The following is a 14,444-nucleotide window of genomic DNA, read 5'->3' on the forward strand; positions in this document are numbered from 1 at the left end:
GCCGAATCCTCCTGGAGCGGGTTCTCGGATCTAACGGATGCTGCCTCTAGACATTGAGCCTGCCCCCCCGGGGTGGACGGCGTCATCACCCAAAATGGGTGGTGACGGGGGCCGGGAGGCGGTGGTTGGCTTTGATAGAAACCGGCCGCGTCAGCTCCCCCACGCAGGCCACGAGCAGATTCATATTGCGGGTAGAGGGCCGATCACGTCGAGGAGATGCCATGACAGCAACAGTGAATAGCCAAACCGCGTCTGGGCGTGGCCAGCCGGCTGGCGCTGGTCAGGGTTCCGCTGATGTGTTCGTCGTGTTCGGGATCACCGGCGACCTGGCAAGGGTGATGACGTTCAGATCGTTGTACCGGCTGGAGCAGCGGGGTTTGTTGCAGTGCCCGATCGTCGGAGTGGCTGTCGATGATTGGACAGTTGACCAGTTGGTGGAACGGGCCCGGGAGTCGATCGAGGGCACTGGGGAGGTGATCGACGCCGCCGTCTTCGGCCGTTTCGCGGCCCGGCTGTCCTATGTGCAGGGCGATTTCGGGGATGCAGGGACCTATGGGCGGGTCGCCGAGGCGATCAAGGGCGCCGACAGCCCGGTGTTCTACCTCGAAGTCCCACCCTTCCTGTTCGGCACAGTCGTCAAGGGCCTGGCCGGAGCCGGCCTGACCGCAACGGGGCGGGTGGTAGTGGAGAAGCCGTTCGGGAGTGACCGAGCCTCGGCCCGCGCCCTGGCCGAGGAGCTGCACCAGTACCTCGACGAGTCGCAGTTGTACCGGATCGACCACTACCTGGGGAAGATGGGCCTGGAGGAGATCCTTTACCTGCGGTTCGCCAACACGATGCTGGAGCCGATCTGGAACCGGAACTATATCGAATGCGTGCAGATCACCATGGCCGAGGACTTCGGCGTCGAGGACCGGGGCCACTTCTACGATCCCGTCGGTGCGCTGCGCGACGTGGTGGTCAATCACCTCATGCAGGTCGTTTCCGCGGCCGCAATGGAGCCACCGTCTGGGCGTGATCCGCAAACGCTCAAAGACTCGCAGGTCGCTTTGTTCCGCGCGGTCTCCGAGGCCGATCCTGTCCACTACGTCCGCGGCCAGTACGAGGGTTACCGGAGCATCAACGGCGTGGCCGCGGATTCGACGACGGAGACGTACGCCGCGTTGCGGCTCGACATCGACAACTGGCGTTGGTCCGGTGTGCCGTTCTTCATTCGGACCGGCAAGAAGCTTCCGGTCACCCAGACCGAGCTTCGGATGGTGTTCAAGCACCCGCCCCGGCTCGGCTTCAACTTCGGATCCGATCGCCGACCAGAGCCCAACCAGCTCGTCATCAAGCTTGATCCGTCGACCGGCGTCAGGCTCAAGGTCGAGGCCCTACGTGCGGACACGGTCGGCCCCGGCGCCATCGATCTCGACATGGAGTTCGCCGAAGAAGGGGGCGAGGGGCCGACTCCGTATGAGGTGTTGCTCCAGGCGGCGATGGTCGGGAAGAGTACGCGGTTCACCCGCCAGGACGGGGTCGAGGAGACGTGGCGGATCATGCAGCCACTCCTGGATGCGTCGCCATCGGTGCACAGCTACACGCCCGGGACTTGGGGTCCGAAAGCTGCAGATGAACTGACCGCCGACTACGTCGGTTGGCACCGCCCCTGGGTGCCATCATGAGTCCCGACGCTCCGCGGCAGGCCACCGAGCAGAGCGCTGCCGCGCCCTCCCCGTTCCCGCCGATCGCGGACTATGCCTTCCTATCGAACTGCCACACGGGCGCCCTCGTCGCGCCCGACGGAGGCGTCGGCTGGCTCTGCGTCCCGCGCTTCGACTCACCCAGCGTGTTCGGCACCCTGCTCGACCGCGGAGCCGGCTACTTCAGGCTCGGCCCGTTCGGGACCAACCACCCGACAGCCCAGGTGTATGAGCCCGGGACCAACGTCCTCTGCACGACCTGGAAGACCCAGACGGGTTGGGTTGAGGTCCGCGACGCCTTGACAATGGGCCCGCGAGAGAGCGAGGACGAGGTCACCCCGCACACCCGACCGCCCGCCGACGACGACGCCGATCACCTGCTGGTGCGTACCGTCCGCTGCTTGGACGGCACCGTCGAGATGGAGCTGGTCTGCGAGCCGGTGTTCGACTACGGCCGGACGCCAGCCGCATGGACGCTGGTCGACGGCAGTCGACACATCGCCGATGCCAGCGGTGCGGGCCAGACAATCAGGCTGCAGACCGATTTCGCCCTCGGCGTCGAGGGCGAGCGGGTCCGCGCCCGACACGTCCTGTCCGCCGGTGAGGAGTTCTATTGCGCACTGTCGTGGGCCGAGGGGCTAAATGCCCCGGGCGACGTCCTGGACGCCACCCGCCGCATCGATGCCACCACGCGGTTCTGGCGCACCTGGTTGGGACGGGCGCGAATGCCCGACCACCGCTTTCGCGACCCGATCCAGCGCTCAGCTCTAGCCATCAAGGGCCTCACCTACATGCCGACCGGGGCCACCGTCGCCGCGCTCACCACGTCGCTGCCGGAGACGCCTGGCGGTGAGCGCAACTGGGACTACCGCTTCACCTGGATGCGCGACACCACCTTCACCTTGCAGGCGCTGCATTACCTGAATCTCGACTGGGAGGCCGAGGAGTTCATCCAGTTCGTCGCCGACCTCGAGCCGAAGTCCGACGGCGCGCTGCAGATCATGTACGGCATCGACGGCCGGCGCGATCTGACCGAGTCCACCCGCGACGATCTGTCCGGCTACGCGGGTGCCCGGCCGGTCCGGATCGGCAACGGAGCGTTCGACCAACGCCAAAACGACGTGTTCGGCGCCGTGCTCGACTCCATCCTGTTACACACCCGACGCAGTAACCGGCTGCCACTGCGGCTATGGCCCATCGTCAAGTCCCAAGCCGAATGCGCCACCGCCGTCTGGCGCGAACCCGATCAGGGAATCTGGGAGGCCCGCGGAAAGCCCCAGCACTACGTGTCCTCCAAGCTGATGGGCTGGGTCGCGTTGGATCGCGCCGCGAAGCTGGCCGAGATCCGCGGCGACACAGATCTCATCGCGACGTGGCGGGACACCGCGGATGAGATCAAGGCCGACATCCTCGAGCACGGCGTCGACAAGCGGGGTGTGCTCCGTCAGCACTACGACACGGACGCACTGGACGCCTCCACCTTGCTGGCCGCCATCTTCGGATTCCTGCCCCCAGATGACAAGCGGCTCCGGGCCAGCATCCTCGCCATCGCCGACGAGCTGACAGAGCACGGCTTCGTGCTGCGCTACCGCACCGGCGAGACTGACGACGGCATGACCGGCAAGGAGGGCACATTCCTGATCTGCTCGTTCTGGCTCGTGTCCGCGCTGGCGATCATCGGCGAGGAGCAGCGGGCGCGTGACCTGATGGAGAAGCTGTTGCGGGTCGCCTCGCCGCTCGGGCTCTTCGCCGAGGAGTTCGATGTCGACACCGGCAGGCACCTCGGCAACTTCCCGCAGGCGTTCTCCCACCTCGCGCTGATCGAGGCAGCAGCGCGGATCATCGTTGTCGAGCGGCTCCAGGAGTTCTCGTGATGAGGTGACCCGTCCCCGAGCCGCCCCTGGTGGCGGACGGATCAACGCCTGCCGCCAGCCAGAATCAACACAGCATGAACAACAGCGATGGCAGCTAACGGCAGGCTCATTCACCCGCTATTGGTTATTGCCGTGGTTCTGATCTTCGACTTCATCCGCGGCAGGTCTCGCGTGTAAATCCACCTTGGAGACCGAGGCATCCGACAAGGCAGCGCCAATCTCAATGTCCGTGAGTATTTGGGTGATAAGGGGCAGGGTCTGCCCATTGCGGGGCTGCTTCCAGAGCGCAATCCGAATCTCTCTCGGCCCAGAACTCCTCACCCGGCGAGGTGGGCTTGCGGAAATAGTGCGCCCCATCCACGAAGTGGGGACTAACGACGATCATCCCGACACGGTATTCCGCAAGCCGGTCCCCCACCGCGACACCATCCGCCCGCACCGGCGTTGCGAGAAAAACCGATACAAATACTGGAAGTCCTGATTTTCGCGTATCCCCCGCCCGCAACTGTGCCGCTCAGGTGGACAATCGCGACAGTTGCACCTGTCCGCGGAAATCATTGGGCGCGTCCGGGTCTGCACCAACAAACAGGCCCTGGCCGCGCCGCGCAAGGCGCTTACGGGTCTGGGCGCCCCAAGGATCTGATCAATGGTGACCACGGCGTGACCTGAAGGAACAGGAACGGCCGGGACCGAACGAAGCCCTGACGGCTGTCCGGGGCCGGAGGGACGCCGGTCGTCACCAAATCCGACCGGTTCGCCCGGCCCCGACCCGATGCTCGAGAACATCATCGATCATGACGACAGTTTCCCGGGAGTACCCGGGGCCGAGAGGCGCGGCCATGAAGACCAGATCCGCAAGTCTCAGCAAGTCATGCAGTTCCAAGCGCTCCCGCTCATGAAGGAGTGAGCAGCAACACCGCTGTCCAAGCCAAGAGAAGGAGCACCCAGACCGCAAACGGCCACCAACAAGAATGGGCCCCCGCAGGGGCCCGTAAAAGTCAGTTTGTACACATTTGGCGGCCCGAAGGCCGCTGACATGCGGAAACACTGTGCCCGAGGTGGGACTCGAACTGCATTCGCTCCCCCGCCACCACTGGGCTCTCGCGGCAACGTACAGGATCCGGCCCGTTCCGACCGATATACGACCCGGTCCGATGCCCAAAGTGTGTACTTTGCACACACTTCCTTTTTGCATTCTGGCGACACCCTGGCTCGCCATGAGTTGCCAGTCCTGATCCCGGCCGGAACATGACTTTCGGGTACGAAGCCGTGTTGGATGTACGTCGCCGACTTCCCTTTCCACCTAGGCGCGGTCTCTCTCGCCGTTCATCGCGTCTGCGACAGCCAGGGACATGAGCGACCTTGCCCGGTCGAAGAACCACCAAACAATGAAACAGAGCGCTTGTCACCGTTCGGTGACATAATGAACTGGAAGGGAGGCCCCATGACATCTGGGAGCAGCATCGGCACGCCCGCGGCCGTCGGCACCATCATCCGTGCCCGTCGCAAGGGCCGCGGACTGTCGCAGCAGACTCTTGCTGACAGGGCTGGGGTGTCAAGGAAATTCCTCATGGATCTCGAAGCTGGCCACGAACGCGCCGAACTCGGCAAAACCTTGGCCATCCTGGCAGCCCTGGGTCTGTCACTGGAAGCCACCGATCCTCTCCCCCACGGCGGTGACAACGACCCGGCACGGCGCGACTACGCCGAAACCTTCACCCGGCTTATCGCTGATCGGGATTTCGAGTTCGCCATCAAGATGCTCGCCGACTACGCCACCGCATCCCTCAAGGCCGGCAAGCCCCTGCTCCAGCGCAGTCCGCGGCTCAAGGAGCCCCACTGGTCCGCAGCCCTCGCCGGTATCACCAACTACACCGCCCACCGACTCGGCCAGCCCGCACCACCCTGGACCAGGCGCATCAAACCCCTCAACGAGGCATGGATGCCGGCCGAGTCATACCGGCACGTCCGGGAACCCATGAAGCAACTCATCATGTCCGAAACGCCCGAGGAGCTCGCCTCCATGAACGTCTTCATCCGCGAACGCAGCCTGGCAACCGCATGAGCGGCGGCGAACTCAATGGCGCACAAATACGTGCCCTCCTCCAGGATCTCGGCCGCCGTCTGCACGCCGAAGGCGTCCATGGCGACGTGAAACTCGTAGGGGGCGCCGCACTCGTCCTTCAAGGAATCGGAAACCGCCCCACCGCCGATATCGATGCAAGCTACACGGACCAAGCAGCCATCGACGCCATCGTCACTGAAATGGCCGCGGAGTACGACCTCGCGCCGGACTGGCTCAACTCCAATGCCGCAGCCTTCGTCCCGGACAACGCCACCTGGGTCGAACTCGAACAACTCACCGGACTCACCATCCAGGCAGCAGACACCGAAACACTCCTGGCCATGAAAATCGCCGCCGAACGGGACAAAGACACCCTCGACATCGCCCGGCTCCTGCGCCGGCTCAACATCTCCAACGCCACAGACGCCGTCGACCTCGCCTACAACAAATACGGCGAGCACTCCATCCCGCTCGCAGCAGGCCGGCAGAACTACCTCATCGTCGTCGACGACGCACTCGACGCAGCCGAGAGCCTCAAGCCCGAAACCGAGTAATCAATCACCGTCCAACCAAAATCGAAGCTCAACGAGCACCGAATTCCATTTCAAGGCTTGGAAGTACTCGCGCGCGTATAAACCCACTTGCCTCGCCCAACCTTTCTCACTCGGAAGGACCCACACCCCCGCCGAGACAATCATTGGTGAGACGACGCATTTGCGAGGCACGGCGAGCCCGGCCTTCCCGCCTACTACACCGGCTCGTCGGAGGTCGCACCGATGTCTTGAAAAGCTGTTGATTTTAAAAGACGCTTCGCGACACCGCTCACCTGTCTCATGACTACGGATGGGTACTCGATTTTTGCTTCGAGGTTTTGAGACATAGTTACGCAAATCTTCCTTGCCATCGCGCGTCCAAGTTTTCGTAAAAATCCGCGACTGTGCAGGTCAGACGTCCATTCCCTCGGTGAGACGTCTCGAATCCCAAGGGTTACGAGACAATCTGGGGCGTAACGGTTGGGCACGCGGGATTCTGTTGATCGAAGCAACACCTTCTTTCAAGGTGGTTCGACATGTATCTCAGTTCCTCGTCAGCAGCAGGCATACGGTTTCTAGCCTCGGTAAAGCACGGGCACGGTCTCAAACTGCACTCCTGCAAAGCCGCACGTCAAGTCTGGCTTGTCGCAGTAGGGGACCGGCGTACGGGACGGTGCTGCCTGGGGGGCCAGCATAAGCTGGAGCCTGAGACATCTGACACGAGCTCTGAATATGGGGGGATGACTTGAGCGATTACGGTGAGGACTATCTGCGGCGCCTACTCGACGCTGTTGGCCGCTTCGAGGCCGCATTTAACGCCTGGATGGAAACGCAACAAGAGTCGGACCATCTTTCTTCTCGAGGCCTTCTTCCGACCGTATGGGCAAAAGACGGACAAGACTCTGCTCTCGTGCGCCGCCTCGAACTCGATGTCGCAGAGGCCGCAGGGCTGGCCGCACGCGCAGTCGCTGTCACCGGGGCGTACATCTCTGTCGCGGGGATTGGTGTTATCGACCCGATTTCCAACTGGTCATTCATGTCATCACCTAAGGCCCCGCTTGCACCACGTGATATTCGAATGACGACGGCAAACGTCAAAGGCCGGCTAGAAGCAATGCTCATCGATGCCCAAGCCACTTCGGACTCGAGTTTGCCAAGTTTTTCTCCCGCCCAGCTTCACCCCGTCATCTGGGCGGGTGCAGCTGCACACTGGACGGCTCACCAGTACCGAGTCGCCGTACGTGAAGCTGCCGAAGGGCTTACAGTCCATTGGAAACAGAAGCTTAAACGAAACGATGTAGACGACACCGTGTTCTGGCAACAGACCTTGTCAGCAGGCGACGCGGTTGATGGCAAACCCAAACTCGTTTGGCCCGGCCCCGGCGAGGACAAGACTGCCAGGAGCATGCGTGGTGGCCTTGAACCTCTTGCCAAAGCTTTGAACGCTCTGGCTACCGGCCTGAATCTGACTGTCCGAAACGTCACCACCCACACTAGAGACGAGCTCACCGAGCAGCAGGCGATGGAGCGCCTTGCCGCCTACAGCTTTCTTGCCCAACTGCTCGATCAGTGCCAGATTGAGCGCTTCGAGAGTGATGCCGCCCGGTAGGCGATTGGTTACGGCGCTACTAGCCCTAGGCCAGATTCTTAGGCGTATCGACTCGGGCGGCTAGGATGCTCAGCGCGCCGCTAAGTAGAACGCTGAGAGCAAGGACGCCAAGGCCGCAAGCAACGGCTATCCCGACGGCATCGGGTTCGGCGACAGAGTCAATGACAGGCTCTTGGTAGTACCAGATCGTGTACCAGGCGTTCATTCCGAAGACGCCGATGAGGACAGTCACGATCCAAGAAGCGACTGCCAGATGCCAAACTTTCATGCTTCCCCCAAGTACGAGCTTCCGACAAAGCCTAGCCGTAGCTAGAGAGTCGTCCGGCCGGCCTCCACGGCGTCCGGTAAGGGATCCCCCTGCGGAACAATCCGCTAGGCTCCGGGCTATGCCTTCCTCGTGGACCGTCTTAATCTCACTTCATGCAGTCGCCGCCAGCTACTCGCTGATCTTCGGCGCCGTGAACCTGTTGCGACGGACCAAAGGCGGCAGCGTTCATCGGATCGTGGGTCGAATCTGGGCTGTTTCTATGTACGTCGTGGTGCTGACCTCGTTCGGTATCAGAACCATCGACGGCGGGTTCAATTGGCTCCACGCACTCTCAGTGCTGACCTTCTGCACACTTACTGCTGGCCTGTGGGCCATCTGGAAGCGAAACATTAAAGCTCACCGCAGTTTCATGACCGGCAGCTACTTCGGCCTACTCGGCGCCTTCGTGGCGTTCTGGCTGTGCCCTCGCGCCGCATTCCACAGCTCGCCATCCACGAGCTCCCGCTTCTGGGGCTGTTGATCCTCGTCCTCCTGAGCACGGCCGCACTAACCGTCACCGGCATCGTTCAGCTACGCAAGACCCAGCCGGCCCAGAGCGTCCGTTAGCCGATTCTTCTCCGGGCGCCCGAACCCGTAGGCAGGTAAGCCGTGTGCCCGCCGGCATGCTCATTGTCTTGCCGGCGGGCCGATCCGTCAGGCGCGTTCTATTGGGAGCCACAATTCGCAGCTCGCTGTGCTGAAATCCGCGGAGCGATCAAGGACTGCCACAATCGATGGGCCCGGGCGCAGCCGCCAAGGGTTGGACGGGAACCAATCGGTGGCAGTGGCGGCCCAGGTGGACTGCAGAACCGCCGGGTACTCACCTTCGGCGTGGAACACTGCCCAGGTGCCTGCCGGGACCTCGATCACGTCGAGCTCCTCGGGGACCGGTGTCGCTTCGGCGACGGCGACGCCATGGAGGTAGGTCAGCTCGCTGCCCTCCGTGTAGTCCGGGTCGACGTCGGCGGTCACCTGGAGCAGGCCCACGGGCTCGGTGTTGCTAAGTTCCTTGAGCCGGGCGTGCTCTGCTGCTGGTAGCGAGGCGATGTGCGCCTGGATGTGCGGGTTTGGGCCGTGGTGAATAAGCGGCACGCGGGCCGAATGGCCGATGAGCCGGAACGCCGGCCGTTCTTTGATGCGAGTGTCCATTGTGGTGTTCCCTTCTAGGGCCAGGCGGAACCTGAGCTGCGGTTGTGTGCGAAGGGGGCCTCCGTCCCGGCGCACGTCGCCGGGGCCGACGCCATGCACTGATCGGAACGCCCGGCTGAAAGCCTCGGCCGAGCCATATCCATAGCGCACCGCAATTGCCAGCAACTCGCCCTTTTCAAGAACGTCCGTTGCGGCCACCGTCATACGGCGTCTGCGGACGTACTCGGAGAGCGGCATACCGGCCAGCGATGAGAACATTCGGCGGAGGTGATACTCCGTCGTGCCAAGACTGACCGCCAGCTCATCAATGTCGATCTCATCAGTGAGGTGACAGTCGATGAAATCGACGAGTTGGTTGAGCGCTGAGATCATGGTTCCCCCTTTCGCCTTCAATCCTGCGCGTCTGCTTCCCCCCGCACCCTACTATTGCGGTCCGATTCGATCGCCGCTTAACTGCAGACCGCCCGTACGCCGATCGGCTTGCGGGACGCAGCCAGGACGCGAAGCAGCGCGAAAACGACGACATCGAGCGGAGCTGTCCACAGCAAACCCTTTTGTAAAGGGCACAGATTACAATGGCGTCGAGCAGCTACAACCCGAACAGGTAGGACTCCCCGCATGGCCCACATCAGCGTCCCCGCCTTCGGCACCGTCATGATTTTTCGGGTTCCCGAGGATGCCGACATGAGCGGATTCAGTTTCGCCGGCTTCCGGAACCGTGCCGATGCTCAACAGCAACTCAACACCTACCTCGAGGGCCTGGGCTACGACGTGAGCCAATCCTATTTGTGGTGATCGCGCCGGATGACGGCAGGGGTTCCGGACGCACGAAACCCCGCCGCCGCTCTCTCCCCTTCAGCAGCACCTGTCGAGGGTGTCTCCTCGGCCGATCCCCTTACGGGCACCCGGCGCTGCGTGTAGTCCGGCTCAATGTGTCTCGTAACCGGAGCGCCTCGAAACACTAGGGATACGAGGCAGTAAGTTGCGAGACGCTTCGGTCCGAACCGTGTTCCACACTGAATTGCGCTACGGGTGTGATTGACGATTTTCGGTTGGGCGTACGTCTGCCCAGTTCCCCATAACGTCAAACGCCGCTGAGTCCCTAGGCGGATCGACGGCCAAATATTCATCTATCTGGATCACGCCGACCAGCGGTATGTCTTCGCCGCCCCTTTGGACGGCCGTTATTTCAAAGGTGTGGTCGGTGTTGTGCTGGGCTGCGAGCGGCTTCGCGGTCTGGGCCGCAAATTCAGGCGTATCGCCGCTCTCGTGTGGGACCTCGAGCTGGCTCCTCTTTGGACGGAGCCAGCGCTGCGCGAGCCGTTTGCCCCCGGGCAGGACCTTAGCGTTCCACAACTCCGTCGCCCGCGGGATGACGACTTGCTGCGCGTACGGTTTCACTAAATTGTCAAAGACAAGATTGGCGATTTCCGCATTTTCCTTGCGGCGGCGATCTTCAGCCTCTTCTTCGCGCCTGAGCCCAGTGCAGGCTTGGGATCGTTGACAGATCAGGGCCGACCTCTGCTAATTCAAACTCGGCTGCTTGACCGTCGCATCGTTGTCTGCGGCGCGTTCTTCCGGGGCCCGGGTGCCGTCATCTTCGTAGTGTGTCGCGTTTGCGATGTCGCGGCCGGCGATGTAACCGAACGTCAAGGCCGGGCCGAGGTTGATCCCGCCGGCGGGGTAGTGCCCACCCATGACTGAGGCCTGATCGTTGCCCGCGACGTAAAGACCAGTGATGGGCTGGCCATCGTTGTCCAGTACACGGGAGCGTGAATCGGCCGCAAGCCCCGCGAAGGTACCGAACGATCCCGGGACAATCCTGACGGCGTAGAACGGTCCCTTTTGCAGGGGCCGCAGCGAGGGGTTGGGGGTGTTCTTAGGGTCGCCGCCGTAGCGATTGAATTCGCTGGCCCCCCGATCGAAGACGGGGTCGATGCCCTTCCGCGCGTTGCGGTTGAAGTCAGCGACCGTCGCGGCGAGTCCCTGCGGATCAATCCCGCAGGCTGCCGCCAATTCCTCAAGGGTCTTGCCCTTCTTGAGGTACCCCGAGCGCAGGTACGGGAAGAGCGGCACCGGCAGCGGCTTGGCCATCCCCAAGGGGAACCTACGGACGAACTCCGCGTCGGCGATCTGCCATGCCTCCACTGATTCCCCTTCTGGAGTGGCGTTCAGGAGGCCTTCGACATAGTCGTAATAGCCATTGGCCTCGTTGACGAACCGCCCGCCGTCCCGGCGCACTCCGATGCTGCCGGGCTTCGCCCGGTCCATAATGTGCGGGAAGATTCCGGTGCGTCCATTGCGGTACGGGACCAGGGAGACCGGGCACCAAGCGGCCGGGGAGGCCACCTCCGTCTCGAAGCGGGCTCCTACGGCTTGGGCCATTGTGATCCCGTCGCCCGTGGTCTCTGCCGGTGCCAGGGTCCAGTGCTCCCGGCCGGTGGGGGTTTTGGGAAACAGCTCCTTACGGCGTGAGACGTCGTTGGGGAACCCTCCGGCGGCCAGGACGACGCCCCGGGAGGCGTTGATCCGCAGCTCACCGTACGGGGAATTGACGACGGCGCCCGTCACCTTCCCGGACTCGTCTGTCAACAGGTGCCTGGCAGGCGTGGAGACGCGGATCTCCACCCCGAGATCATCGGCGGACTTCAGCAACCTGCCGGTGAGGGCGGTCCCGTTGACCAGCTGCATGTTGCGCCTGTGGGTAATGAGGTCCAAGAGATGGAATCCAACCCGCCAGCCTGCATGGACAATGCCCCGGATGTTTCCCTGGGAGGCGGACAGGAACTTGGTCAGGTCCGGACCCGCCATGATGCCCATCCCCAGGAACGAGGTTTCGTAGAGCTGGTGGCGCATCTTGGCACGGAGCTCAGGCTTGATCTTGCGTGCGTTGAACGGCTTGGGCCCCACGGATCGGTGGCCGGTGCCCGCGCCGGGAGTGCTGCCGTAGATGTCCTTGATCTTGGCTCCGGGCACAAACTGGAGGCTGGTCTTGTCCTGGAAGAAGCCGACCATGTGCGGGACCGCCTCAAGGAATGCCTCCACCCTGTCTGCCTGGTAGTTCGGGCCGAGCCGGTGGCGAAGGTAGGTGCGGAACAGTTCACGGTCCTCGTTGACGCCATCGGCTTTGGCCAGCGGGTTGCCAGGGGTCCAGGCCCACCCGCCCGACCAGGACGTGGCACCTCCGCAGACGTCGGCCTTTTCAACAACCACTACCTTCAGTCCGTGGTAGGCGGCCGTAACCGCGGCAGACAGGCCGCCCGCGCCGGAGCCGACCACCAGGACATCGCAGTCCAGGCTCGGGAGGGCAGATGAAGTATTTGCTGGTGCAGTCATGTCAAAGCTTTCTCAGTGGAAGTAGTTGTCGGAGTCCAGGCGCGGCGCCGCACCGGTTTCTAATGCGTCAATCGCGTCGAGTTGTGGGGGGGTCAGCTCGAAGCTGAAGACGTCCAGGTTCTCGCGCTGACGCTCGTAGTCCGCGGACTTGGGGACGGCCACACGGCCGTGCTGCACGTGCCAGCGCAGCACTATCTGAGCCGGTGTCCTGCCCAGGTCCCGGGCGGGGCCGGTCACGGCAGGATGATGGAGGAAAACGCCGTTGCGCCCAAGCGGACTGTATGCCGCGGTGATTATGCCATGTTGGCGGTGGTAGGCAAGCTGCCCGGGCTGGCCGTACTCGGGGTCGATCTGCACCTGGTTCAGCGGGACCTGCAGCCCGGTGGCCTGCACAAGCCGCAGATGCTCGGGCTTGAAGTTGGATACACCCCAGGCCCGGATGGAGCCATCGTCCACCAGCTGCTGCAGCCCTTCGCAGGCTTCAACGAATCGCCCCTGGACCGGGTTGGGCCAGTGAACCAGGAACAGATCCAGATAGTCGGTTCCGAGCCGCCGCACCGCCTGGCCGAAGGCATCCCGCACTCCGTTCTGGCTGTGCCATTGGGTGTTGAACTTGGTGGTGAGGAACAGGTCCCCGCGGTCGATGCCGCTGCGGCGGATGCCCTCCCCCACGGCGGCCTCGTTGGCGTAGTTCTCGGCCGTGTCGATGTGCCGGTAGCCGTTGTTTATGGCTTGGTTCACCGTCGCGGCGGCGTCTTCACCCGTCAGGGGCCAAGTTCCCAGGCCGATGAGCGGCATGCGGACGTCCGGCGCGAGGATCGTCGTCGTCGTGGTCTCTGCAATGGTGCCGCTCATTTCGCACCTGCCGTGTCAAGATTTCCGCTGAGCGGGGTGCTGTCGGCCTGGGTCAGCACGGCGTCCACCCCTGATTTGAGCAGGCGCGCCCAGCCGAGCTCGCCCAGTTCCGCCACGCGCCGGTCCGAGGGTGTCTCCGCACTGACCGGAAGGCTGGCCGGAAGTGCGGCAACCGCCGCCACGAGGCCGAACTCGCCCTCGCCCGGAACGCCCCGCTCCGAGCGGGATTCGATGACAAGCGTCTCGCGGTTGCCTGGTCGTTCCGCCGGGCCGTCACACAGCTGAAGGAGCGGCACCAGGTCTCTGTTGGCGCGCAGTTCCTCCCACTGGGCGGCTGCGCCCGGACCGTTGTAGCGATTGAAGTGCAGGGTGTCCACCACGATTCGGCAGCCGGCCTGGCGGGCGATGTCCGCGGCCTGGGCGATCGAGGCGACGGGCTGGTAGGAGATCGCTTCCAGAGTGGGGGTGATCCCGAATCCGCGGCCGTCCTCGGCCATCCGGGCCAGCGTGCCGATCAGTCGGGCGCTGTCGGGGTCGGCACCGGCCACGGTGAGGGAGCTTGCCCCCAGGGCCTGGCCCGCTTCCATCATGCGCAGCCATGCTTCGCGCTGGTCGCTGCCGTCGAGCAGCAGGAATTCGATATCCCGGACGGTCACTCCGGTGTCCTGCATCCTGGACAATGTGTCGCGGAGCATCGGTGAGCCTGGCTGGAGGTTGTAAGGCCGTTCCGTGGGCGTCACTGGGCGCACCCGAGCGCCGATGAAATCGAAGCCTGCCTGGGCGGCGATTCCCACCAATTCAGGCGGGGCGGTGTTCAGCAGGGACAGCTGGGCCAGACCGATGGGCCTGTGTGCGGTTCCGGTCATGATTGTGCTCCGTTCAGGACAGTTCGTTGTGTGGGGTGGCGCCTGCGGTCAGGAGAGAGGCGATCCGCTGTGCTGCGTCGTAGCGGAGGGTTCGTGGGGTGCGGCCGTTGCGGCCCAGTGTCAGGGGGCGGGCGGCGAAGCGTGTGTTCTGTTCCATGGCTGTTC

At 63.5% G+C, this 14,444-nt stretch carries 12 protein-coding genes; 7 read left to right on the top strand and 5 right to left on the bottom strand.

The genetic code is table 11. From position 1 onward, the window contains the following. Nucleotides 1–221: 221 nt before the first annotated feature. From zwf to C560_RS20985, 6 genes are all read left to right on the top strand, one after another. Nucleotides 222–1,667: a glucose-6-phosphate dehydrogenase gene (gene zwf / locus C560_RS0101485; protein WP_081801581.1), complete on the top strand. Its 1,446-nt coding sequence runs from the start codon at nucleotides 222–224 to the stop codon at nucleotides 1,665–1,667. Further along, nucleotides 1,664–3,559 carry a glycoside hydrolase family 15 protein gene (locus tag C560_RS0101490; protein WP_026536860.1) on the top strand — a complete coding sequence of 632 codons (1,896 nt, stop codon included), beginning with the start codon at nucleotides 1,664–1,666 and terminating at the stop codon, nucleotides 3,557–3,559. Before zwf ends, C560_RS0101490 begins: the two co-directional genes overlap by 4 nt. Before the next feature lie 1,444 nt (nucleotides 3,560–5,003). Beyond that, a complete protein-coding gene (locus C560_RS23210) occupies nucleotides 5,004–5,624 on the top strand; it encodes a helix-turn-helix transcriptional regulator (protein ID WP_197026085.1) in 621 nt (206 codons plus the stop codon). Continuing rightward, a complete protein-coding gene (locus C560_RS23735) occupies nucleotides 5,621–6,178 on the top strand; it encodes a DUF6036 family nucleotidyltransferase (RefSeq protein WP_026536862.1) in 558 nt (185 codons plus the stop codon). The genes C560_RS23210 and C560_RS23735 overlap by 4 nt, the downstream gene beginning before the upstream one ends. A gap of 724 nt (nucleotides 6,179–6,902) precedes the next feature. Then, nucleotides 6,903–7,766 carry a TIGR02391 family protein gene (locus tag C560_RS20980; RefSeq protein WP_043422251.1) on the top strand — a complete coding sequence of 288 codons (864 nt, stop codon included), beginning with the start codon at nucleotides 6,903–6,905 and terminating at the stop codon, nucleotides 7,764–7,766. Between the two features lie 386 nt (nucleotides 7,767–8,152). Continuing rightward, entirely contained in the window at nucleotides 8,153–8,554 is a 402-nt protein-coding gene (locus tag C560_RS20985) for a DUF2306 domain-containing protein (RefSeq protein ID WP_231494224.1), read from the top strand. Nucleotides 8,555–8,727: 173 nt separating this feature from the next. On the opposite strand, the gene C560_RS0101530 is transcribed toward C560_RS20985, so the two are convergent. Then, complete coding sequence (locus C560_RS0101530; RefSeq protein ID WP_026536865.1) at nucleotides 8,728–9,594, bottom strand: AraC family transcriptional regulator; 867 nt, start codon at nucleotides 9,592–9,594, stop codon at nucleotides 8,728–8,730. A gap of 246 nt (nucleotides 9,595–9,840) precedes the next feature. On the opposite strand from C560_RS0101530, the gene C560_RS23215 reads away from it, so the two are divergent. After that, nucleotides 9,841–10,017 carry a hypothetical protein gene (locus C560_RS23215; RefSeq protein ID WP_155855702.1) on the top strand — a complete coding sequence of 59 codons (177 nt, stop codon included), beginning with the start codon at nucleotides 9,841–9,843 and terminating at the stop codon, nucleotides 10,015–10,017. Between the two features lie 729 nt (nucleotides 10,018–10,746). On the opposite strand, the gene C560_RS0101545 is transcribed toward C560_RS23215, so the two are convergent. From C560_RS0101545 to C560_RS23220, 4 genes are read right to left on the bottom strand one after another with little or no spacing between them, the layout of a single operon-like run. Further along, on the bottom strand, nucleotides 10,747–12,558 hold the full coding sequence (locus C560_RS0101545) for an FAD-dependent oxidoreductase (protein ID WP_026536867.1): 1,812 nt from the start codon (nucleotides 12,556–12,558) through the stop codon (nucleotides 10,747–10,749). A gap of 12 nt (nucleotides 12,559–12,570) precedes the next feature. Continuing rightward, a complete protein-coding gene (locus C560_RS0101550) occupies nucleotides 12,571–13,413 on the bottom strand; it encodes an aldo/keto reductase (RefSeq protein WP_026536868.1) in 843 nt (280 codons plus the stop codon). Continuing rightward, a complete protein-coding gene (locus C560_RS0101555) occupies nucleotides 13,410–14,279 on the bottom strand; it encodes a sugar phosphate isomerase/epimerase family protein (RefSeq protein WP_026536869.1) in 870 nt (289 codons plus the stop codon). The genes C560_RS0101550 and C560_RS0101555 overlap by 4 nt, the downstream gene beginning before the upstream one ends. A gap of 13 nt (nucleotides 14,280–14,292) precedes the next feature. Beyond that, on the bottom strand, nucleotides 14,293–14,436 hold the full coding sequence (locus C560_RS23220; protein WP_155855703.1) for a hypothetical protein: 144 nt from the start codon (nucleotides 14,434–14,436) through the stop codon (nucleotides 14,293–14,295). Nucleotides 14,437–14,444: the final 8 nt, after the last annotated feature.

The sequence above is a fragment of the Arthrobacter sp. 9MFCol3.1 genome (assembly GCF_000620385.1).
In the GTDB taxonomy this organism is placed as follows: Bacteria; Actinomycetota; Actinomycetes; order Actinomycetales; family Micrococcaceae; genus Arthrobacter.